Raw genomic sequence first — 21,557 nt, 5'->3', positions numbered from 1 at the left:
GGCGGTCCCACTACTGTGGGCAGGGACCGCCGTACCACTGGGAAGGGACCACGAGGATGGCCGACGCGAGCGAGAAGGAACGCCAGAAGGAAGAGCTCTACGCGCTCGACATCTCCGGCGTCGAGTGGCACGGCGCGCCCGGGACCTCGCCGGACGAGGAGCGGGTGGAGATCGCTCATCTCCCCGAAGGGGCCGTGGCGATGCGGTCGTCGCTCGACAAGGACACCGTGCTGCGGTACACGAAGGCCGAGTGGGACGCGTTCGTCCTGGGCGCGCGCGACGGGGAGTTCGATCTCCGCTAGGCGCTGCTGACATGCGTGAGGGGGTGGCCCGTACGGAACGGGCCACCCCCTCACGCGTGTACGCGTGGTCTCACATCATCATGCGGAACCGGGCCGCGTTGCCCTTGTCGGTGTCCTGGTAGCCGACCACGGACTCGTCGAGCAGCTGCGCGATGCGCTGCAGGTCCTGGTTGATGGCGGCCTGGTCCTTGGTGATGCGGTCCTGGCTCTCGCGGTACGCGATCTTCGCCTCACCCTCCCAGTTGGAGGCGACGCGGTTGACGTCGGCCATGAGGTCGTCGAGCTTCTGGGAGAGCTGGGAGGCGGTGAGACGGACGTCGCCGGCCGCCTGCGTCACGGTGTCGTAATTGACGGCAGTCGTCATGTTCTTGGCTCCTGGAGTGAGAGAGACGCGAGGGAGAGGACGAGCCCTGAGGCTCAGGCCATGCCGAGGATGGCGCTCTGGCCCTGGCTGGTGTCGTCCATCTTCCGGAAGCTGCGGATGCGGTCCTCTTCCTCACGCGTGAAGCCGTCGGCGCTCATCCGCATGAACTCTTCGAGCTTGATGAGCTCGACGCGCATGTTCTTCAGACGCAGGTTCAGGTCGCCCTGCACCCGGTCGAACTCCTTCTGTGCCGCGCCCTGCCATCCGGCCTGGATGCGGTCCACCACGCTGTTGAGCGAGGTGATGCGGGCCTGGATCTCGTCGTGGAAGTCCTGGATCCGGCCGGCCAGCTTGGTCTGTTCGGCACTGGTTACGTTCAGGTTTGGATTCGACATCCTGCCCCTTCTTCCTTCGGTGGCGTCTCGACGGTCCCTGCCGTCGGGCCTTCCGGTCGTGATATGGACGGGTATCTCTTGATGCCGCCCCCGTGCAGGGTCACTTCACTGCCGTGCCCCCGACAGTCACTCTAGCCAGTTGGTACGACAGTTCCAACTGCAAAGGACTGAACTGGTACATGACTGTTTCGGTTCATCGGGCGACCCCCTGGCGGCGTCGGCTGTCACGGATAACGATGGACGTTCCGGCGACCACTGCCACCAGCACACCACCGATGCCCAGCGCGTAGGTGGCGAGTCGTTCGGTGCGCTCCTGCGGTGTCTCCGTGAGCGCCAGATGGGCCGCCTCGGGCGCCGGCGGCTTGGGAGGACCCGGGTCCTCCGTCGGAGCCGCAGGCTGCGGTTCGGGGGCGTCGGCGAGCGCCTTGACCGGGTCGACGACCCCCCAACCGACGTGATTGTCCCGCCCGTTGACGGACCGTACGGCGGTCTGCTCGATACGGGCCACGATCTGGGCCGCCGACCACTTGGGGTGCTTCGCGCGCAGCAGGGCGGCGACGCCGGCGACGTACGGGGCGGAGAAACTGGTGCCGTTGTCGACGCACTGGCCGCCGCCGGGGACGGTGGAGACCATGTCGACGCCGGGCGCCGCGACGCCCACGAAGGTGCCGGACTGGGAGAACACGGCCCGTTCGTTGTTGCGGTCGGACGAGGCGACGGCGAGCACCCCGGGGAAGGCCGCGGGGTAGGTGTTCTTGAGTTTGCCGTCCATGCCGTCGTTGCCCGCGGAGGCCACGACGACGATGTCCTTCGCGAGGGCGCGGGCCACCGCCTTGCCCATCGAGGAGTCGGGGCTGAGCGGCTGGGTGGTGTCCTGCGAGATGTTGATGACGTGGGCGCCCTTGGCGACGGCGTGGTCGATCGCCTGGGCCATCGTGTCGGACTTGCCGCTGTTCTTCTCGTCGTTCTGCCGGATGGGGATGATCGTCGCCTCGGGGGCGAGCCCGACGAAGCCGGTGCCCGAGCGGGGTCGCGCGGCGATGATGCCGGCGACCTTGGTGCCGTGGCCGACGTCGTCGACGGTGCCGTCCGTCTTGCCGCGCTGTTCGTCGCCGGGGCCCGGGTTCTCCTTGTCGGGCTTCAGGTAGTCCTTGCCCGCCTTGGCGTCCACCGCGGTCTTCAGCTGCGGGTTGACGTCGTCGACTCCCGTGTCGATGACGGCGACGCGGATGCCCTTGCCCTTGGTGTCCTGCCAGAGTTCGTCGAGGAGGACCCGCTGGAGCGCCCAGGGGATGCCCTCGATCTGCTTCTTCATCGGGAACGTGCACTCGCCGCTGCCGTCGAGGACGACGTCGTGCGGCGCCGCGGTCACCGCGGGCACCGCGACCGCGGGCGTCGCGGTGAGGAGCCCCGTGAGGGCCGTGGCGGTGAGCAGGGCCGCCGTTCGGTACGTCACCACTGCCACCCCCTTACGAACCCTGCGGCTGACGCGCGCTGTTGGTGTCGAGCCTCGGCCCCTTGGACAGGAACTCCGACCACGTGATCGGGACGAGGAGCGGAGTCACCTTCTCGTAGCCGAGACGGGTCTGTGCCTCGCTCGGTTCCGGGCGGCCGTCGGTCTGCTTGTTGTCCTGGTCGCCGGTGCCGATCTCGGAGCGGCCGGCGTCGCTGTCGCCGTTGGCCTGCACCGCGTAGCGCAGTCCGGTGTCGGTCACGAGGAAGAGCGAGCCGTCGGGCTTGGTCTGGTTGCCCTGGATCTGGGTGTAGAGCAGGCCGCTGCCCGGGGTGACGTACGTGCTGGTGCCGCCGGCGGTGATCTCGGCCGGGTACTTCGTGCCGGCCCAGGTGGTCAGCGTCGTACGGCCCTTGTCGTCGACCTGGTTGAGGACGCTGCAGACGGTGTCCCGGGCGCTCGCGCCGGTCGTGGCGTTGATCTGCTCGGACTTGCGGGTGGGCCAGCGGTACTGGGCGCCGAAGGTGGCGGAGTCCGGGGTGAAGGAGGCCGCGTCGACCGCGGTCGCCTTGCCGTCCATGTCGAGGGCGTCGGTCTGCGGCGAGTTGATGAGGAGCCAGGCGGTGAACTCCGAGACCGGCTGGACCTTGCCGGGCAGGACCACGTAGTGCTGCGGCCCGGAACCGGTCTGGGCCAGCAGGACCATGCCGACCCGGTCCTCGGTCTGGCTGAGGTTGCCGCCGCCGATGCCGGCCGGGTCGCCGACCTTGCCGGGGATCTGCGGGAACTCGATGGGGCTGCCGGTGTGCAGGGTGGCCAGCCAGTCGTCCGTGACCTGCTGGGGCTCCTTGTTGAGGCCGACGAGCGCCGTGGTGAGACCGGCGGACTCGGCGGGGCCGCCGGGCATCAGGTATTTCGTGCCCTGGTGGTCGACGAGGTAGCGGGCGCTGTCCTTCTGCCCCTTGACGTACATGATCTGTCCGTCCTTGAGCTGCCCGCTGCCCTCGGTGCGCTTGAAGTCCCGCTGGGCGAAGACGAACGTGGCCTTCTGGACGCTGGCTCCCGCGCCGCCGCCGGGCTGCTCGCACACGGCCCAGCGCTTGGCGGCGCCCGCCTCGGTCGCGTTCGGGAGCCGGTCGGGCGCGTACGGGATGCCGAGGATCGGGCCGCGCGGCGGCTTGCCCGCGTCGAGCAGCTTGTCGTCGACCTGGATGACCGAGAACTCCTGCGGGGTGAGCAGGAGTCGCGCGGAGGCGAGGTTGAGGACGGGGTGGAGCAGGGTCTTCTTGTCCTTGCCCTTGCCGGTGGTGAGCACGACGTAGCGGGTGGTCGACTGCTTGCCCACGATCACCTTGGTGCCGGGCTTGTCCCAGCCCTTGGGGGCCTTGGGGCTGAACATGCCCCAGGCGCCGAACCCGGCGAGCACCAGCGCGCCGACGATCAGGCCGGGGACGATCGCGCGCAACGGCCTCGGCGCCCCCTCCTCCGTACCCGAGGGCGAAGGTTGGAGGAATGCGGCCACCGTGCGCTTCTTCGCAAAGGTGTACGCGTTGAGCTCATCCCGCCGTGATGCCATGAGTCCCCGTCTTTCGTCAGGCGCAGTCTTCACCGACGAGTCCGGGGGGCATGGCACCCGGGCTCCGGCTGTCGGACCGGCCCCCTACTATGCCTGCTGTCCGGTGGTGCTTGTGGGGCGGGTAGGGTGAACGGGCCGCCAAAGCCCTGGCGGGCCAGGGTGATCGGGACGAATTGGGGGGATTCTCCATGATGGCATCCGCGACGCGGACGCGGCCCGCGGCGGCCGCACCCTCCTCCGCGCCTCCGGCGCACTCTTCGGCGAACGCGCCCTCGGCCGTTTCGCCCCGACTTCAGGCACGTCCGGGACACTTCGGGTCGTTCCGATTGCAACAGCTCGTACTGATCGAGGTCGCGGCGGCGCTGCTGCTCGTGGCGTGGGTCATCGAGCCGTTGCTGCTGGTCCCGGCCGGTGTCGTCGCGGCGCTGCTCGTCCTGCTCGCGGTGGTGCGCAGACACCGCCGTTCGATGCCGGAGTGGCTCGCCACCTACCTCGCCCTGCGCGCCCGTACGCGCCGGGCCGCCTCGCTCGTCCTCCCGGAGGGCACGGAGCCGGGGCTCGCGCCGGTCGTGGAGTGCGATCCCGCGCTGCGCACCTACGCCTACAGCGACCGGGATCGGCGGCCGGTCGGGATGGTCGGCGACGGCACGTTCCTCACCGCGCTGGTACGGGTCGAGTCGGAGGCCACGGCGCTGCGTCCGGACCGCGCGGCACGGCCGCTGCCCGTCGCGCTCGTCCGGGACGTCCTGCATGTCGACGGGATCCGGCTGGAGTCCGCGCAGATCGTGCAGCACACGCAGCCGGCGCCCGCCCCTCATCTGCCCGAGCAGTCGATGGCCAAGCGGAACTACGCGCCGCTGCAGGCGCAGACGGGTTCCCCGGCGCTGCGGATCACCTGGGTGGCGCTGAAGCTGGACCCGGAGCTGTGCCCGGAGGCGGTCGCCGCCCGCGGGGGCGGCCTGGTGGGCGCCCAGAAGTGTGTGGTGCGGGCGGCGGACCAGTTGGCGAGCCGGCTGGCCGGCGCCGGGTTCCGGGCGACCGTGCTCACCGAGCAGGAGCTGATCGCCGCGCTGGCGACCTCGACGTGCGCGAGCCCGATGGCGATCGCGCAGGCGGGGCGTGGCCAGGCGCAGGCGCGGCGGACCCAGGAGACCGCGCGGACCTGGCGGGTCGACGACCGTCGCCACACCACGTACTGGGTGGGGCGCTGGCCGCAGTTGGGCGGCGCGGGTGGCGCGGGTGCGTCGATGCCGCAGCTGATCGCGCTGCTGACCTCGCTCCCGGCGCTGGCGACGACGTTCAGTCTGACGCTGAGCGGCGGCGACCGTCAGGAGGTGACGGTGGCCGGCCACGTGCGGATCACCGGCCGCAGCGACGAGGAACTCGTGACGGCCCGGCACGAACTGGAGCGTGCGGCCCGCGGGGTGAAGACGGGTCTGGTGCGGCTCGACCGCGAACAGGTGCCCGCAATGCTGGCTTCGCTGCCGCTCGGGGGTGCGCGCTGATGTCCTTCTCCACTTCGCCTTCTTCTTCCTCTTCTTCACCTGCTTTCGCGGGCCAGGGTGCGGGGCCGGGTGCCTCCGCCGGCAGCGGCAGGCGCGGCGGATCCGGACGCGGTACGGGGCGGGGCGCACGCCCCCGGTTCGGCTTCGGTCTCGTCGGACCGCGCCGCGACCGGCACTCCGTACCGCTGGAGCAGCTCGGCGCGCTCGGCCTTCCGGTCGGCGACGACGGCATGGTCATCGGCGTGGACGCCGAGGGCCGGCCCGCCGTACTCGGCATCAACCGCCCCACTCCGTACGACGTGACGCTGATCGGCGGTCTGTGGACGGCGCAGGTCATGGCGCTGCGCGCGGCCGCGACCGGGGCGCGGGTGGCCGTGGAGACCGGCCGGGCCCAGGCGTGGACGGCGCTCGCGCAGGCCGCGGGCGGTGGCCAGCCGTGCATCACGCTGCACGACGTCGGTCGCGTACCGCCGCAGGGCGCGTCGGCCGGCAGTCCGGTGGTCGTGGTGCGGGACTGCGGAATGCGTCCGCCGCGCGGCCGTGTCGTGTCGGGCCCCTGGCAGTCGGTGGTGACGCTGCTGCCGTATCTGAGCCCGGTGGCGCCGCGTCTTCTGGAGAAGTCCTCGTTGGTCGGCGTACAGCGGGTGTCCCCGGACGAGGCCGCGCAGATCGGCCGGATCATGGGGCTGCCGCGTGCGGAGTCCGAGGCGTTGTCGACGCTCGCCGACGGTGTGACCCTGTGGTGCACGCCGAGTGACCGGCAGTTCGTGATGACGCAGGCGACGGACGCCGAGACCGGATTGTTGGGCAGCGCGCGCCGGATGGACTGACGGCGCGACGATTTCCCATCCCGTCCATTTATGTGCGGGTTTGGATCGCCACGTGATCACCTGGGGGTTCACTCTGCGGTGCGAGTAGGTCACTTGGGGGCGAGACGTGACCTACGGGACAGACGTGGGCGGGCAGTCGGGCCTGCCCCACGGACACGGTTGGCGTTTAGGGTGGGTAGGGCCCGCCCACGACAGCACAAGGGTGCGCGACCACACCAGGAGGCAAAGTGAACGGCGATCGGGACGAGATCCACGGGGGTTGGAATCCACCCGCCGATGATCAGTCCGACGCGGATCCCGCCGAGATGACGGGTGAGTTCACCATCGACTACACCCCTCCGGCCTGGTACACGCAGAACGCGTCGGGAGGTTCGGGGACGGGGGGCGCCACGGCTCCGCCGCCGACCGGTGCGCCCGTTGCCGTCCCGGGGCTTCCGGCGGGCAGCGGCTTCGAGCCCAACTGGGCACCTCAGACGCCTCAGACGCCTCCGGCACCCGCACCGGCGATGCCCGCCCCGGCACCGGCGGCGCCCGCCGTGCCCGCCGTGCCCGCCGACGGCGGGTCGTTCGGGGGCGGCGATCTGGAGAGCGGCGCGACCATGCGCTTCTCCCCCGCCGCGCTGAAGCGCGAGATGGCGGAGATCTCCGAGCGCGCGGCGGCGGCAGCGGAGACCGCCCGGGGCGAGCAGCCCGGCGCGGATTCCACCTCCGATGGAGCGGCAGGACTTCCGGCGGTCGGCCCGGCGAACCATGGTTCCGAGGGCGCGCAGGCGCAGCCCTCCGCATCCGTACCGGTCTCGACGGACGGCCTGGGTGCGCCCTCGGCGTTCGACACCCACGGCACTCCCTCCGTACCCGGGCAGGCTCGTGGCGAGGCCGTGGGCGAGGCCGCCCCGGCCGACGCGAGTGCGTCGGGCGACGAGGCTACGTCGCCCGCGGCGGGCACCTCTGGTGGCCCTGCCGCCGTGAGCGGCATGTCGGAGCCGGCCGCGGCGCCCGACACCGCGGGCACGCCCGCCGAAGGCCCGGTGGTGACCGCTGGTGCCCAGACCCCGGAGGGCTCCGCCTCTGCTGAGCGGCCGGCGGCTGGGGATGCCACGGACTCCAACGCGGGCGAACGCACGGCCCCGGAGCCCGAGGGCTCGGCACCGGCCGTCGCCGACGGGCCGGAGCAGGCTCCGGCGGACGCCCCCGCGACCAACGCGCCGGATACTGCAGCTGACGCCGTCACCGCGGGCACGACACCGGAGGCCGACGAGGTGCCGGGCGCCCCGGCCGTGCCGGGGAACGAGACCTCCTCGCCGGGCGCTCCCGCCGAGGGCGATCGCGCGGCGATCGCCCTGACCGCCGGTGACGGCAGCGCCGTCGCGCTGCCGGCGGCTGCCACGCCCGAGCACGCCGCTCCCTCCGACGAGCCCCGGGACGCGATCCCCGCCGCGCTGCCGCCGGCCCTGCCCGCGGCGCCCGCGCCGTGGAGCCCCACCGCACCGCAGGGCGGCGGTGCCGGACTGCCTCCGCTGCCGCCGTCGTTCCAGCCCGCGGCGCCCACCGCGGCGCCGCAGTGGCCCGCCCCGGCTCCCACGGGCGACCAGCCGGTGCCGCCGGCCGCCCCGCTGCCGGCCGCCGGCTCCTGGCCGACCCCGACGAACCCGAACGCCCATGCTCCCGTGCCGCCGCAGGGCGCCCCCGGCGGTTACGGCTTCCCGCAGCCCGGTCAGCCCCTGCCCGCGCCGGTTCCGCCGCAGGGTCAGGGCGCGTACGGCTTCCCGAACCCGGCCGTGCAGCCGGCGCCGCAGACGCCCGAGGCCAACATCCCCGCCCCGCAGGGCGGCTACGGCTTCCCGCACCCCGGTGCCCAGCCCGCGCCCCAGGCGCCCGAAGCCAACACCCCTGCCCCGCCAGGCGGCTACGGGTTCCCCCACCCGGGCACCCAGCCCGCACCGCAGACGCCCGAGGCCAACACCCCTGCCCCGCAAGGCGGCTACGGCTTCCCGCACCCCGGCGCCCAGCCGGCCCCGCAGAACCCGCAGGGCGGTTACGGCTTCCCGCATCCCGGTGCCCAGCCCTCGCCCCAGGCGCCCGAGGCCAACACCCCCGCCCCGCAAGGCGGCTACGGCTTCCCGCACCCCGGCGCCCAGCCGACCCCGCAGAACCCGCAGGTGCCCGGGCAGATGCCGCCCGTCCAGGCGCCCCTGCCGCCGCAGGCCGGACAGCAGCAGCCACAGCAGCACCAGCCGCCGGTCGATCCGCGGACCGGCGCCGCCTGGCCCACTCCGGTCACGCACGACCAGCGCGAGCGTTCCGTGCCGGGTGCCCCCCTCGGGTACAACGCGGCCGTGGAGCTCTCCTCCGACCGTCTGCTGCGCAACAACAAGCAGAAGGCCAAGTCCAGCCGGAACCCCGGCGCCTCCGCCCGCTTCAAGATCGGCGGCAAGAAGGAGGAGGCCGAGCGGCAGCGCAAGCTCGACCTGATCCGTACGCCGGTCCTGTCCTGCTACCGGATCGCGGTCATCTCCCTCAAGGGCGGCGTCGGCAAGACCACGACGACCACCGCGCTGGGCGCGACCCTGGCCACCGAGCGGCAGGACAAGATCCTGGCGATCGACGCCAACCCGGACGCGGGCACGCTCGGCCGCCGGGTGCGGCGGGAGACCGGGGCCACGATCCGCGACCTCGTGCAGGCGATCCCGTACCTCAACTCGTACATGGACATCCGCCGCTTCACCTCGCAGGCACCCTCCGGGCTGGAGATCATCGCCAACGACGTGGACCCGGCCGTCTCGACGACGTTCAACGACGAGGACTACCGGCGGGCGATCGACGTCCTGGGCAAGCAGTACCCGATCATCCTGACCGACTCCGGTACCGGTCTGCTCTACAGCGCGATGCGCGGGGTCCTCGACCTCGCCGACCAGCTGATCATCATCTCCACCCCGTCCGTGGACGGTGCCTCCAGCGCGTCGACGACGCTCGACTGGCTCTCCGCGCACGGTTACGCGGAGCTGGTCCAGCGCTCGATCACGGTCATCTCGGGGGTCCGCGAGACCGGAAAGATGATCAAGGTCGACGACATCGTGCAGCACTTCCAGACCCGCTGCCGCGGGGTCGTGGTCGTGCCGTTCGACGAGCACCTGTCGGCAGGTGCCGAGGTCGACCTCGACATGATGCGGCCGAAGACGCGCGAGGCGTACTTCAACCTGTCCGCGATGGTCGCCGAGGACTTCGTGCGGGCGCAGCAGGCGCAGGGGCTGTGGACCGGTGACGGCCAGGGCGGCCTCCCGCCGCACATGGCCCCGCCGATGCCGGGCCAGCCCGGACAGCCGATGCCCGGTCAGCCGTACGGGGGACAGCCGGCACCCGGTCAGCCGTACGCGCCGCAGGCCCCGCAGCCGGGCCAGCCGTACGGGGGGCAGCCGGGTCAGCAGCCGTACCCGCAGGCCCAGCCCCAGCCCCAGCCGTACCCGCCGCAGCAGCCCTACCCGCAGCAGCCCGGCCAGCCCGGTATGCCCCAGGGCTGGCAGCAGCCCCCGCAGACGCCTCCGCAGGCACCGCCAGCCCCTCAACAGTAGGGCGTCAGAGGAGTAGACCAATGAGGCTCCGCACCGGCTCTCCGGTGCGGAGCCTCTTGGCATTCCCGCAGCCCACAAGGGGTTTGACACATCGTTGACGCCGCTCGGCCACCGCTGATAGACCTTCGCTTCACCAGTTGGCGCCCCAAGATCCACGACGCGAGGTCACGTCCCATGGTCATGGTCACGAAGGTTCCACCCCGCCCGGTCGCCCCACGCAGACTCCTCCGACTCCTCCTCGCCGCCGGCGTCACCGCCACCACCATGGCGGCGGTTCCGACGGCCGCTCAGGCGGCTCCGCCCGCCGAGGGTGACGGCAAGGCCGGGAACACCACCCTCACGGTCGCCGTCTCGCAGAGCGTCGACTCCCTGAGCCCCTTCCTCGCCCAGAAGCTCGTCTCCACCAGCCTCCACCGGTTGGCCTACGAGTACCTGACGAACTACGACGCGAAGGATGCCAAGCCGATCCCGGGCCTGGCGACCGAGTGGAAGTCCTCCCCCGACAAGCTGACGTGGACGTACACGATCCGCAAGGACTCGAAGTGGTCCGACGGGAAGCCCGCCACCGCCGAGGACGCCGCCTGGACCTTCAACAAGATGATGACGGACGAGAACGCCGCCACCGCGAACGGCAGCTTCACGTCCAACTTCAAGACGGTCACGGCGCCCGACCCGCAGACGCTCGTCATCGAGCTGAAGAAGCCCCAGGCCACGATGACGGCGCTGGACGTGCCGATCGTGCCCAAGCACGTCTGGGAGAAGGTCGGCGACTTCTCGAAGTTCAACAACGACCAGCAGTTCCCGATCGTCGGCAACGGTCCGTTCGTCATCACGGACTTCAAGGTCGACCAGTACATCAAGCTGAAGCCGAACAAGAACTTCTGGCGTGGCGCACCCAAGTTCGACGAGCTGGTGTTCAAGTACTACAAGGACGGTGACGCGGCCGTCGCCGCGCTGCAGAAGGGCGAGGTGTCCTTCGTACCGAACCTGACGCCCGCTCAGGCCGCCGCCCTGAAGTCCGTGAAGAACATCAAGGTCAACGACGCTCCAGGCCGCCGCTTCTTCGCGCTCGCCACCAACCCTGGCGCGAAGGCCAAGGACGGCAAGACCTTCGGCAACGGCCACCCGGCGCTCCTCGATCCGGCCGTCCGCAAGGCGCTGTTCCTCGCCGTGGACCGCACCACGATCGTCGACAAGGTCTTCCAGGGCCACGCCGTCGAGGGCGAGGGCTACATCCCGCCGCGCTTCGACTCGTACTTCTGGAAGCCGAACGCGCAGCAGAAGCTGGCCTACGACCCCGCCAAGGCCGAGCAGCTCCTCGACCAGGCCGGATACCGGAAGAACGGCGAGGGCAAGCGGGTCGGCAAGGACGGGAAGCCGCTGGACTTCCGGATCCTGTGTCACGCCACCGACCCGAACGACAAGGCGATCGGCAAGTACCTCCAGGAGTGGTGGGGCAAGCTCGGCATCGGGCTGAAGGTCGAGTGCCTCGACAACGTCGGCGACCCGTGGACCAAGGGCGACTACGACCTCGCCTTCGACGGCTGGTCGGTCAACCCCGATCCGGACTACGTCCTGTCGATCCACACCTGCGGCACGCTGCCGGCGACCCCGAAGGACACCGGCGCCACCGACAACTTCATCTGCGACCAGCAGTTCGACGCGCTGTACGCGCAGCAGGCGGTGGAGTACGACGCCGCCAAGCGGGCGGATCTGGTCAAGCAGATGCAGTCCAGGCTGTACGACACCGGGTACATGAACATCATGGCGTACCCGAACGCTCTCGAGGCGTACCGCACGGACCAGATCAGGTCGATCACGACGATGCCGGAGGCCGCCGGCAATCTCTGGGGTCAGGACGGCTACTGGAGCTGGTGGTCGGCCGTGCCGGCCGCCTCCTCCGCCGACTCGGGCTCCGACGGCGGTTCGTCCACCGGGGTGATCCTCGGTATCGGCGCCGCCGTGGTCGTCGTGGTCGGCATCGGAGTCCTCCTCGGCATGAAGCGCCGTTCCACCGCCGACGACCGCGAGTAGTCCGTGACCACAGCAAGCACCCCCGCCGACGTGGCGCGGACCGAGAAGGTCCGCGCCACGGACGGCGCCTCCCGCACCGGTACGACCCTCCAGTACCTCCGCTATGTGGCCGGCAAGCTGGCCGGCGCGGCCGTCTCGCTGCTCGCCGTGCTCGTCACCAGCTTCTTCCTCTTCCGCATCATCCCGGGCGACCCGGTCAAGGCGATGACGCACGGAGTGCCGACCTCGGCCGAGCAGCTGGCGACCCTGCGCCGCCAGTTCGGGCTCGATCTTCCGCTCTGGCAGCAGTTCACCGACTACTGCGCCAAGGCGCTGAGCGGCGATCTCGGCACCTCGTACCAGTTCCACGCCCCGGTCGGCGACCTCATCGCCCAGAAGCTGCCGGCGACGCTGCTGCTCACCGGCGTCGCCGTGCTGATCTACTCGGCGCTCGGGCTGTGGCTCGGCACCCGCTCCGCCTGGAACCACGGCGGCCTGGGCGACAAGCTCAACACCGGCGTCGCGCTGACCCTGTGGTCCGTGCCGTCGTTCTGGCTCGGCCTGCTCCTGATCATCGTCTTCTCGGTGGGCATCGGCCCGGTCCCGGGGCTCTTCCCGACGGGCGGCATGGAGTCGGGTGCGGGCGAGACCGGATTCGCGTACGTCCTCGACGTCGCGCACCACATGGTGCTGCCCGTCCTCACCCTGGTGGCCGTCGGCTACGCGCAGACCCTGCTGGTGATGCGTTCCTCGCTGCTCGACGAGATGGGCAGCGACTATCTGACGACCGCGCGTGCCAAGGGGCTCCGCGACGACTCCGTGCGGCGCCGGCACGCCGTGCCGAACGCGCTGCTGCCGACCGTGACCATGGTCTTCATCAATCTGGGCCATGTGGCGGCCGGTTCGATCCTGGTGGAGACGGTGTTCTCCTGGCCGGGGCTCGGCGGGCTGTTCTACCAGGCGCTCAGCGTGCCCGATCTGCCGCTCGTTCAGGGTCTGTTCGTGGTCTTCGCAGGCGCGATGATCGTGATGAACCTGATCGCCGACCTGCTCTATCCGCTGCTCGACCCCCGGGTGGGCCGATGACCTCTCTCGCATGGGAACGCCGACGCGGTACGGTGTCCCGCTTCTGGAAGCAGTACCGCACCCACCGCGCCGGTCTCTACGGGCTGGCCGGGCTCGCCCTGATCGCGCTGCTCGCGCTCACCGCCCCGCTGATCATCGGCGCCGACGTGCAGTCGGTGACGAACGCGCCCGGCACCGCCCTGGAGTCACCGAGCGCCGAATTCCCGCTCGGCACCGACCAGTTCGGGCGGTCCCTGCTCGGTCTGCTGATCTGGGGAGCCCGGATCTCACTGCTCGTGGGCCTGCTCGCCGCCGCGCTGTCGGTGGCGATCGGTACGCTCGTCGGCATCATCGCGGGCCACTACGGCGGCTGGTTCTCGACCGTCGTCATGCGGATCACCGACTGGTTCCTGGTGATGCCGACGCTCGTCCTCGCGATCGTGCTCGCCACCGTGATGTCCCGTTCGATGTGGACGGTGATCCTGGCGATCGGCGTGACCAGCTGGCCGACCACGGCCCGGCTGGTGCGCGCCCAGACCATCGCGGTGGAGTCCCGCCCGTACATCGAACGGGCCACGGCGCTGGGCGGCGGGCACGGGCACATCATGAGCCGGCACGTGCTGCCCAACGTGATGCCGTTGGTGCTCGCCCAGACCACCCTCGGCATCTCCACCGCGATCCTGACCGAGGCGACGCTCGCCTTCCTCGGCCTCGGAGACCCGACGGTGGTCTCCTGGGGCGGCATGCTCCAGGACGCCCGGGAGGCGGGCGCGGTCTCCTCCGGTCACTGGTGGTACCTCGCCCCGCCCGGGATCGCGATCGCGCTGGTCGCGCTCGCGTTCACGCTGTGCGGGCGGGCGGTCGAGTCCGTGCTGAACCCGAAGCTGGGGGTGGGTCGATGAGCCTGCTGGAGGTACGGAATCTGAGTGTGACGTACGGGTCGGGGGCGGCGGCCGTCCCCGCCGTGCGGGGCGTTGATCTCACCCTGGCCGCCGGGCAGAAGCTCGGGGTCGCGGGCGAGTCCGGCTGCGGGAAGTCGACGATGGCCCTTGCGCTGCTGCGCCTGCTGCCGCCGTCGGCCCGGCTGACCGGGGAGATCCTGCTCGACGGCGAGGACGTCCTCACCATGAAGTGGGGACGACTGCGGTCCGTGCGCTGGGCGGGGGCGTCGATCGTCTTCCAGGGCGCGATGCACTCGCTGAACGCGGTGCACCGGATCGGCGAGCAGATCGCCGAGCCGCTGCTCGTGCACGGGCGCTCCACCCCGGCGGCGGCCCGCAAGCGGGTCGGGGAGCTCCTGGAGCACGTCGGTCTGCCGGCGGCCCGGGCGGCGGCCTATCCGCACGAGCTGTCCGGCGGGCAGCGCCAGCGGGTGATGATCGCGATGGCGCTGGCCTGCGATCCGCGGCTGATCGTGGCCGACGAGCCGACGACGGCGCTCGACGTGATGATCCAGGCGCAGATTCTGCGGCTGATCGAGCGCCTGGTGGCCGACGACGAGATCAGTCTGCTGATGATCAGCCACGATCTGGCGGTCCTCGCCGACACCTGCGACCGGCTCGCGGTGATGTACGCCGGTCGGGTCGTGGAGGAGGGCCCGGCGCGGGCCGTGTACGACGCGGCCGAGCACCCGTACGGGCGGGCGCTGTCCTCGGCCTTCCCGCGGATCGGCGACCCGGCGTCCCGGCGTGCGCCGCGCGGGCTTCCGGGCGATCCCCCGGACCCGGCGGATCTGCCGGGCGGCTGTGCGTTCCACCCGCGCTGCCCGGTGGCGGTGGAGATGTGCGGCGCGCTGGACCAGGAACTGCGGGAAGCGGGCGCGGGGCGCCGGGCGGCCTGCGTACACGTAGGGAGTGGCTCGTGAATCCGTTGACGCCGGACGCCGCGCCGTCCGGGGCCGGCTCGTCGGACGCGGGCGCGTCCGGGGCCCAGCCGTCCGAGACCGCAGCGACGGACGCCGCGCTGTCGCAGGCCGCGCCGCCGAAGGCCGCACCGTCCGGCCCGCTGCTGTCGGCGTCCGGGCTGCATGTCACGTTTCCCGGGCGGCGGGGCGCGCAGGCCGCCCGCGCGGTGGACGGGGTGGACCTGGACATCGGCGCGGGCGAGATCGTGGCGCTGGTCGGCGAGTCGGGGTGCGGCAAGACGACGTTGGCACGGTCGCTGCTCGGTCTGGTGCCGCCCACGTCGGGGACGGTCACCTTCGCCGGGGCGCCGCTCTCGTACACCTCGCGCGCCCTCAAGGCGTACCGGAGGCGGGCCCAGTTGGTCCTCCAGGACCCCAGCGGCTCTCTGAACCCGCGCCACACGGTGTACGACGCGGTGGCCGAGGGGCTGCGGATCCACGGCTACGAAGGGGACGAGCGGGCGGCCGTCGCCGAGGCCCTGTCGCGGGCCGGTCTGCGGCCCCCGGAACGCTTCTTCCTGCGCTATCCGCACGAGCTGTCCGGCGGGCAGCGTCAGCGGGTCGTCATCGCGGGCGCGCTGGTCCTCGAGCCGGAGCTGATCGTCGCGGACGAACCGGTGGCCTCGCTGGACGCCTCGGTACGAGGCGAGATCCTGGCGCTGCTGCTGCGTCTGCGGGACGAACTCGGGCTGTCTGCGCTGGTCGTGACGCACGACCTGGGTCTCGCGTGGAACATCGCGGACCGGGTGGCGGTGATGTACCTCGGGCGGATCGTGGAGACCGGCACGGTGGAGTCCGTACTGACCTCACCTCAGCACCCGTACACCCGGGCGCTGCTGTCGGTCCTGCCGGAGTCCGGGGGCGAGCCGGTGGTGCTGACGGGCGAGCCTCCGGACCCGACGCGCATCCCGTCCGGGTGCCGCTTCCACGCCCGTTGCCAGGTCCTCGCGGCCGGGGAGGCGGCCGCTGTCGCGGACCGCTGCCGGGGCGAGGACCTGCCGGTGCTCGGCGGCAGCGGTGCGCGGGACGTGGCCTGCCACTGGGTGAACAGCGGTGCGGAGGTGCCGAGCGGCCGTTGACCGCCCGGCGGCACGCGTCGAGCACGTCGGTTGCCTGGGCCCTGCGACGGGTCCGCGTTCCGGTCCGAGGATCTGATCCACGGCCCGAAGGAGCTGGTCGTCACCCGGTGACGACCGGGTCAGGGCTGCTGGTCGTACGCCTCGGTCAGTTCGCGACAGCGCTTCACGTCCCCGGCCATCGCTTCCAGCAGATCGTCCAGGGTGTCGAACTTCAGCATCCCGCGGACGTACGCCAGGAAGTCGACGGCCACGTGCAGCCCGTACAGGTCGAGCCCCTCGCGGTCGATCGCGTACGCCTCGACGGTCCGCTCGGTGCCGTCGAACTGGGGGTTGGTGCCGACCGAGATCGCGGCCGGCATCCGCTCCCCCGCGGCCGTCAGCCAGCCGGCGTACACGCCGTCGGCCGGGATGGCGGTGTGCGGCAGGGTCTCGACGTTGGCGGTCGGGAAGCCGAGCTCGCGGCCGCGCTGGGCGCCGCGGACGACGATGCCCTCGACGCGGTGCGGGCGGCCGAGGATCTCGGCGGCGCCCTCCATGTCGCCCTCGGCGACCAGCCGGCGGGTGAGCGTGGAGGAGAACGGCTCCCCGCCGCCCGCCGTACCGCTCACATAGAGGTCGACGACCTCGACCTCGTAGTCGTAGGTGGCGCCCAGCTCGGCCAGGAAGTCGACGTTGCCGGCGGCCCGGTGTCCGAAGCGGAAGTTCGGGCCCTCGATGACGGCCTTCGCGTGCAGCTTGTCGACGAGGACCTTCACGATGAAGTCCGCCGGGGAGAGCTGCGAGAACTCGGCCGTGAAGGGCAGGACCAGCACCGCTTCCACACCCAGCTTCGCCATCAGCTCCGCGCGCCTGTGGTGCGGGGCGAGCAGCGGCGGGTGGCTGCCGGGCCGCACGACCTCGGAGGGGTGCGGGTCGAAGGTGACGACGACCGAGGGGACGCCCAGCTCACGCGCGCGCTCCACCGCCCGCCCGATGATCAGCTGGTGCCCGCGGTGCACACCGTCGTAGGAGCCGATGGTGACGACGCTGCGCCCCCAGTCCTGGGGGATGTCCTCCAAGCCACGCCAGCGCTGCACTGTGACCGCTCCTCGTCCGCCTGTTCGCCGATTACGCAGGTCTAAGACTGCCATGCCCGCGGCCGTCCCCACGCATCGGCATGGAACTGCCGAGCCTCAGGACCGTACGGCGGGTGCTCGGACCGACGACGGTGGCCCATTCGTCGGGGGCTGCCGTGAGCCAGCCGCTCAGTTGGGCTGCGAAGGCGGGGACTTCGCGGGCGAGCTCGACGAGCCGCCGGTCGAGGCGGGTGGCGCCCTCGGGGGTGCGGACCAGGAGGAGGCCGACGCGGTGGACGAGGTCGCGGGTACGGACCTCGGTGCGCCGCCCGCACTCGAGGGCGGCGGCGCGCAGCAGGGCGTCGAGGACGGTCAGGTCCCGGGACTCGTACCGTTCGTGGTCGAGCAGTATGTCGAGGAGCTCGGTCCGCAGGAGGCGGGAGGCGCCGGTGCCGGGCGCGGCGAGTACGGGGGCGAGGGCGCGGCGGACCTGTACGGGCCGGCCCAGGAGCAGGCCGCTGACGAGCGGGAAGAGGATCGCCCGTGCGGCCGGGCCGTGTTCCAGGCTGCGGTCGACGAAGGCGGCGGCGTGTCCCGCGACGGCGGAGTCGGAGGGCCGGTGCTCGACGTACTCGCGCACGAGGGCGGCGGCCCGGCGGGCGAGCGACGGCGTGGTGACCTCGGCGAGCGCCCGCAGCGCTTCGCCCGCGGTTTCCTCCGGGCCGTGCAGCCGGGCCCGGAACGCGGCGAGGACCGGTTCCGGGTGGGTGGTGAGCGCGGCGGCGAGCGCGTTCGCGGGGACCCGCGGGTCGGTCAGGGCGCGGGGCAGATGGCGGGCGCGGGTGTGCGGGTCGCGGACGAGGAGTCCGAGGGCGGAGCCGTGCAGGTCGGCGTCGCCGGGGCGGGCGAGCAGGGCGAGGGCCGTGTACCGCAGGAGTTCGCGGTCGGGGCCGGTCGTGACGTGCTCGGCGACCAGGCACCCGTACGCGGCGGCCGCGGCCCGGCGCCCCGGCCGCCCGTCGTCGTGCGCCCACCGGTCGACGGCCCGGCAGACGGCGGACGGCTCGTCCTCGGCGAGCGCGGCGAGCAGCCCCTCGGCGAGCGGATGGGCGGTGGCGACGAGTGCCTCGCAGAGGTCGTCGACGGCCAGGTTGCGATGGGTGTGCAGCAGCGCCTGAGCGGCGGTGGCGACGGTGGCGTGCGGGGCGGCGGCCAGCGCCCGCCCGTCGCCGAACCAGCGACACAGCAGCGGCTGTACGCCACGGGGCTCGGCGACGAGCCGGGCGGCGACGGCGTCGAGAAACCGGGGCGTGGCGTCGGCCCCGGGGGCGGCGTCGACGGGCACGAGCCGCCGCAGCAGATCCATGCGTTCGTCCCACCCGATGCGCAGGGCGTCCCAGAAGGGCAGCCCGAACGCCGAGAAGGCCCCGAGCCGCGGGGCCGCGGATGAGGCCCCCGGAACGGGACGCGATCCCGGAGCCGCCTCGCCGCTCCACTCCGAGGCGAGAGGTCCCGACGCCCCGCCGGCCCGCTGGACGGGCACGGCCCCGGCCGCGGGCATCGGGGCCGGCTGCCGGCCCACAGGCTGGTCCGACGGCCCGAAGGGAGCGGGAGCCCGCTGGACGGGCACGGCCCCGGCCGCGGGCATCGGGGCCGGCCGCCGGCCCGACCCGGTCTCCGACCGGGGGGCGGGAGCCGATCCGCGTCCATCCGTCGGTGCGGCCGGAAGCCCGTGCTCGTACCCCGGCCCGGGGCCGGGGTCGAGGCGCGCGGAGGGCCATCGACCAGGAATCGTCCCGGGATCCGCCCCTGGCACGCCCAGCCGCGGCAGCGGCTCGGGGCCGACGGGGCCGAAGGCCGCGGACGGCAGCGGCTCGGGGCCGACGGGGCCGAAGACCGCGGACGGCACCGGCCGGGGGCCTGTCCCGTGATCCGCCCCCGGCAGGCCCCCGCGGCCGACGCCCGCCCCGCCCGGCGCCGGACGGGCGCCGCCACCATCGGCGCCGGGGAGGTCCGGTGGGGGCGGGATCAGGGCCGCCAGTCCCACCGGCTGCGGCCGGGTCGCCGGGCCGGCGCCGATGTGGTCGGCGAGGTGGCGGAGGACGGGGAGGTAGGGCTTGAGGTCCGGGAGGCGCTGCAGCGTCTGGACCAGCAGCTGGGAGCCCCACCACGCGGCGTCGGTGCCCGCGCCGCCCGCGTCGGACAGTCGGTCGAGGGCGTCGGACAGACCCATGAGCCGGCGCCCGAGCGCGGCCGGGCCCTGCTCGCGGTCCAGGAGGAGCAGGGCCTGGACGACCGGACCGATCCGGTGACGGGGCACGGGGAGCGAGCGCGACCGGTCACCGCCCGTGCCGTGCGCACCGGGCGGTGGGGGCACGTGGCCGGTCGGCATGGCGCGTGGCGCGCCGGGGCGGGACGGGAGCCGGACCGGGGCGCCCTCGTGCCAGCGGTGCACGAGCGCGTGCAGGGCGCCGTCGACGTCCAGGTGCGCGCCCTGGATCCAGTCGGCCAGCTCCTCGTGGCCGAAGCGGTAGCCGGCTCCGGCGGGGACGACGAGGCCCTCGGTGAGGACGGCGGAGGCCCAGCCGGTCCGCCACGGGAAGATCTCCTCGAAGGACTCGCGGTCCAGTTCCCCCTGCCCGGGGCCGAGGCACCGGCGGGCGGCCTCGTGGACCTGCCCGGCGACCCGCGCCGCGAGCCGTCGTACCGCCGTGCCCGACGGGAGGGGGCGGGAGCCGGCGGCGATCCGTACCGCGATCCGCAGACACATCAGGTCCAGGTAGGCGCCGAAGATCTCCTCGCGCCCGGGCCGTCCCGGCACTCCGCCGGGCATCGCCTCGCACACCTCGGCGAGCAGCCGGAGCGCGAGCGGGTGCCGGGCGTCCTCGACCCCCAGATCGGCGCCACGGAGCCCGTACCGCGCCTGGGCGAGCGCGGCCTCCTCCTCGGCGAGCTCCCCGAGGGGCACAGCGCCGGCCTCGCCCGGGTCCGGCCCTCCAGCCGCCTCTCGTCCGGCCTCGCCCGGGTCCGGCCCCCCAGCCGCCTTCCGTCGGTGCAGGGACTCCGGGGCGTACAGTCCGCTCGCCTGTTCCCAGTGTTCCGGGCGGCAGCCGAGCATCAGGCGGGCGCCGTGGGCGCGCAGCCACGTCTCCGTGCCCGCCGTCCACCCAGGGAGGCGATGGGCCAGGATCGGGGGCATTTCCTCCGGGCCGTCGAGGATCACGAGCAGGGGGCGGCCCGCCTCGCGGGCGAGGGCGGCGGCCCGTTCCGGGGTGGCGGTGGTGGCGTCGCCGCGCGCCCCGGTGGCCGCGACGATCCGCCCGGCCTGGCGCAGGACGCGGGCGACCGCTTCGGCGACCGAGGTGTCCTCGGCGTGCAGGTCGGCTCCGCGCAGCCACACGGTGGGGGCGGGCTCGGCGCCCCGGGCACGGTCGGCGCAGTGCGCCGCGAGCGCGGTGGTCCGGCCGGTGCCGGGGGTGCCGACGAGCGCGAGGACCACCGCGTCGCCGGCGGAGAAGGCGCTGAACTCCCGGACGCACGCGGCCCGTTCGACGGGCTCGGTCCATGTCTTGGGGCCGCCCGCCGAGCCGGTGGACGTGGCGGTGAGTTCCAGGACGCCCGCCAGGTTGAGGTCCCGTCCGTAACAGGGCACGGTGGCGCCGTTCCGCCGCAGCAGCGCGACCAGCGGCTCCACGGGCGCGAGGGGCACCGCGTACCCGGCCGCCTCGCGGTGGTCGCCCTGCAGCGCGGTGCCGAGGACGCCGACCACGGCTCCGGTCGCCGGGTCCACGACGGGCCCGCCCGCGGCCTGTCCGCCGAGGCGCAGGGCCTCCGCGCCCTCGGTGCCGATGGCCAGCTCCAGGGCGTGGCCGAGGACGTGGAAGCGGTCGGTGGCGGTGTACGTGACGGACGCGCCGCCCAGCACCCGTGCCTCCCGCCAGCCGTGCGCGGCGATCCGTACGTACGTCCCGGCCTCGATCTCCGTCCGGGCCGAGAGCGGCAGCGGACGGACGCCGAGCCCCTCGGTCCGTACGAGCGCGAGACCGGCCTCGGGCAGGGCTGTGATGGCGTCGGCCTCGGCGAGGCACATCCGCTCGTCGGCCGCGTGCAGCACGATCCGTACGAGCCCGTCCACGGCTTCGTGGCTGGTGACGACCGTCCCCCGGTCGTCGGCGACAAATCCCGTTCCGCGCGGCCGGCCCGCCAGATCGCAGATCCGCACCAGCGTCGCCAGGTCCCCGCGTCCCATGTCGTCGACGGTAGGTCTGCGGTGATCACTCCGAGAAGCGCACCGGACGAACGCGCCCCCCAGCGCTCCCCCGGTTCACTCCGAGCGCCTGCTCGAAGGGGTGAATGCGGGGATCGAAGTGGATAGACAGTCCCCGGAGGGGGATCGTGGAGCGGGGGCCCCCCCCGGCCCCCCCCCCCCAAAAAACGGGGGCGCAACC

15 protein-coding genes are annotated in these 21,557 nt (G+C 72.9%); 9 read left to right on the top strand and 6 right to left on the bottom strand.

Annotation, left to right across the window (positions count from 1 at the left end):
- The first annotated feature begins 56 nt into the window (after nt 1–56).
- Complete coding sequence (locus ABZ939_RS36405) at nt 57–302, top strand: DUF397 domain-containing protein (RefSeq protein ID WP_361864816.1); 246 nt, start codon at nt 57–59, stop codon at nt 300–302.
- 70 nt (nt 303–372) lie between these two features.
- Here ABZ939_RS36405 and ABZ939_RS36400 read toward each other — a convergent pair whose 3' ends face one another.
- The 4 genes from ABZ939_RS36400 to eccB form a co-directional block, all read right to left on the bottom strand.
- Nucleotides 373–666: a WXG100 family type VII secretion target gene (locus tag ABZ939_RS36400; protein ID WP_361864814.1), complete on the bottom strand. Its 294-nt coding sequence runs from the start codon at nt 664–666 to the stop codon at nt 373–375.
- Between the two features lie 53 nt (nt 667–719).
- Nucleotides 720–1,061, bottom strand: coding sequence for a WXG100 family type VII secretion target (locus ABZ939_RS36395; RefSeq protein WP_361864812.1), 342 nt, complete (start codon nt 1,059–1,061; stop codon nt 720–722).
- Between the two features lie 193 nt (nt 1,062–1,254).
- Nucleotides 1,255–2,517: a type VII secretion-associated serine protease mycosin gene (mycP, locus tag ABZ939_RS36390; RefSeq protein WP_361864810.1), complete on the bottom strand. Its 1,263-nt coding sequence runs from the start codon at nt 2,515–2,517 to the stop codon at nt 1,255–1,257.
- 13 nt (nt 2,518–2,530) lie between these two features.
- Nucleotides 2,531–4,090, bottom strand: coding sequence for a type VII secretion protein EccB (eccB, locus tag ABZ939_RS36385; RefSeq protein ID WP_361864808.1), 1,560 nt, complete (start codon nt 4,088–4,090; stop codon nt 2,531–2,533).
- Between the two features lie 191 nt (nt 4,091–4,281).
- Here eccB and eccE point away from each other — a divergent pair, with 191 nt between their 5' ends.
- From eccE to ABZ939_RS36345, 8 genes are all read left to right on the top strand, one after another.
- Nucleotides 4,282–5,595 carry a type VII secretion protein EccE gene (eccE, locus tag ABZ939_RS36380; protein WP_361864844.1) on the top strand — a complete coding sequence of 438 codons (1,314 nt, stop codon included), beginning with the start codon at nt 4,282–4,284 and terminating at the stop codon, nt 5,593–5,595.
- Nucleotides 5,595–6,425 (top strand): hypothetical protein, encoded by an 831-nt coding sequence (locus ABZ939_RS36375; RefSeq protein WP_361864806.1) that lies wholly within the window; start codon nt 5,595–5,597, stop codon nt 6,423–6,425. The genes eccE and ABZ939_RS36375 overlap by 1 nt, the downstream gene beginning before the upstream one ends.
- Nucleotides 6,426–6,652: 227 nt before the next feature.
- Entirely contained in the window at nt 6,653–9,994 is a 3,342-nt protein-coding gene (locus tag ABZ939_RS36370; RefSeq protein ID WP_361864804.1) for an SCO5717 family growth-regulating ATPase, read from the top strand.
- Between the two features lie 180 nt (nt 9,995–10,174).
- Nucleotides 10,175–12,028 (top strand): ABC transporter substrate-binding protein, encoded by a 1,854-nt coding sequence (locus ABZ939_RS36365; RefSeq protein ID WP_361864842.1) that lies wholly within the window; start codon nt 10,175–10,177, stop codon nt 12,026–12,028.
- Between the two features lie 3 nt (nt 12,029–12,031).
- Nucleotides 12,032–13,093, top strand: a complete 1,062-nt coding sequence (locus tag ABZ939_RS36360; RefSeq protein WP_361864802.1) for an ABC transporter permease — start codon at nt 12,032–12,034, stop codon at nt 13,091–13,093.
- Nucleotides 13,090–13,974, top strand: coding sequence for an ABC transporter permease (locus tag ABZ939_RS36355; RefSeq protein WP_361864800.1), 885 nt, complete (start codon nt 13,090–13,092; stop codon nt 13,972–13,974). The genes ABZ939_RS36360 and ABZ939_RS36355 overlap by 4 nt, the downstream gene beginning before the upstream one ends.
- Nucleotides 13,971–14,936, top strand: a complete 966-nt coding sequence (locus ABZ939_RS36350) for an ABC transporter ATP-binding protein (RefSeq protein ID WP_361864798.1) — start codon at nt 13,971–13,973, stop codon at nt 14,934–14,936. The genes ABZ939_RS36355 and ABZ939_RS36350 overlap by 4 nt, the downstream gene beginning before the upstream one ends.
- Nucleotides 14,937–15,034: 98 nt before the next feature.
- Entirely contained in the window at nt 15,035–16,054 is a 1,020-nt protein-coding gene (locus tag ABZ939_RS36345) for an ABC transporter ATP-binding protein (RefSeq protein ID WP_361864840.1), read from the top strand.
- Between the two features lie 119 nt (nt 16,055–16,173).
- Here ABZ939_RS36345 and ABZ939_RS36340 read toward each other — a convergent pair whose 3' ends face one another.
- Complete coding sequence (locus tag ABZ939_RS36340) at nt 16,174–17,130, bottom strand: bifunctional riboflavin kinase/FAD synthetase (RefSeq protein WP_361864796.1); 957 nt, start codon at nt 17,128–17,130, stop codon at nt 16,174–16,176.
- A 31-nt stretch (nt 17,131–17,161) separates the two neighbouring features.
- Nucleotides 17,162–21,358, bottom strand: a complete 4,197-nt coding sequence (locus ABZ939_RS36335; protein WP_361864795.1) for a trypsin-like peptidase domain-containing protein — start codon at nt 21,356–21,358, stop codon at nt 17,162–17,164.
- Nucleotides 21,359–21,557 lie beyond the last annotated feature (199 nt).

This window comes from Streptomyces sp. NPDC046712 (assembly GCF_040645695.1).
Classification (GTDB): Bacteria; Actinomycetota; Actinomycetes; order Streptomycetales; family Streptomycetaceae; genus Streptomyces.
Note: the sequence above shows the minus strand (reverse complement) of the source record. Positions and strands in the feature narration are given on the sequence as shown.

Coding starts and splice junctions, on each gene's coding strand:
- ABZ939_RS36405 (WP_361864816.1), top strand. CDS start 57: ATGGCCGACGCGAGCGAGAAGGAACGCCAGAAGGAAGAGCTCTACGCG.
- ABZ939_RS36400 (WP_361864814.1), bottom strand. CDS start 666: ATGACGACTGCCGTCAATTACGACACCGTGACGCAGGCGGCCGGCGAC.
- ABZ939_RS36395 (WP_361864812.1), bottom strand. CDS start 1,061: ATGTCGAATCCAAACCTGAACGTAACCAGTGCCGAACAGACCAAGCTG.
- eccB (WP_361864808.1), bottom strand. CDS start 4,090: ATGGCATCACGGCGGGATGAGCTCAACGCGTACACCTTTGCGAAGAAG.
- eccE (WP_361864844.1), top strand. CDS start 4,282: ATGGCATCCGCGACGCGGACGCGGCCCGCGGCGGCCGCACCCTCCTCC.
- ABZ939_RS36375 (WP_361864806.1), top strand. CDS start 5,595: ATGTCCTTCTCCACTTCGCCTTCTTCTTCCTCTTCTTCACCTGCTTTC.
- ABZ939_RS36365 (WP_361864842.1), top strand. CDS start 10,175: ATGGTCACGAAGGTTCCACCCCGCCCGGTCGCCCCACGCAGACTCCTC.
- ABZ939_RS36355 (WP_361864800.1), top strand. CDS start 13,090: ATGACCTCTCTCGCATGGGAACGCCGACGCGGTACGGTGTCCCGCTTC.
- ABZ939_RS36350 (WP_361864798.1), top strand. CDS start 13,971: ATGAGCCTGCTGGAGGTACGGAATCTGAGTGTGACGTACGGGTCGGGG.
- ABZ939_RS36335 (WP_361864795.1), bottom strand. CDS start 21,358: ATGGGACGCGGGGACCTGGCGACGCTGGTGCGGATCTGCGATCTGGCG.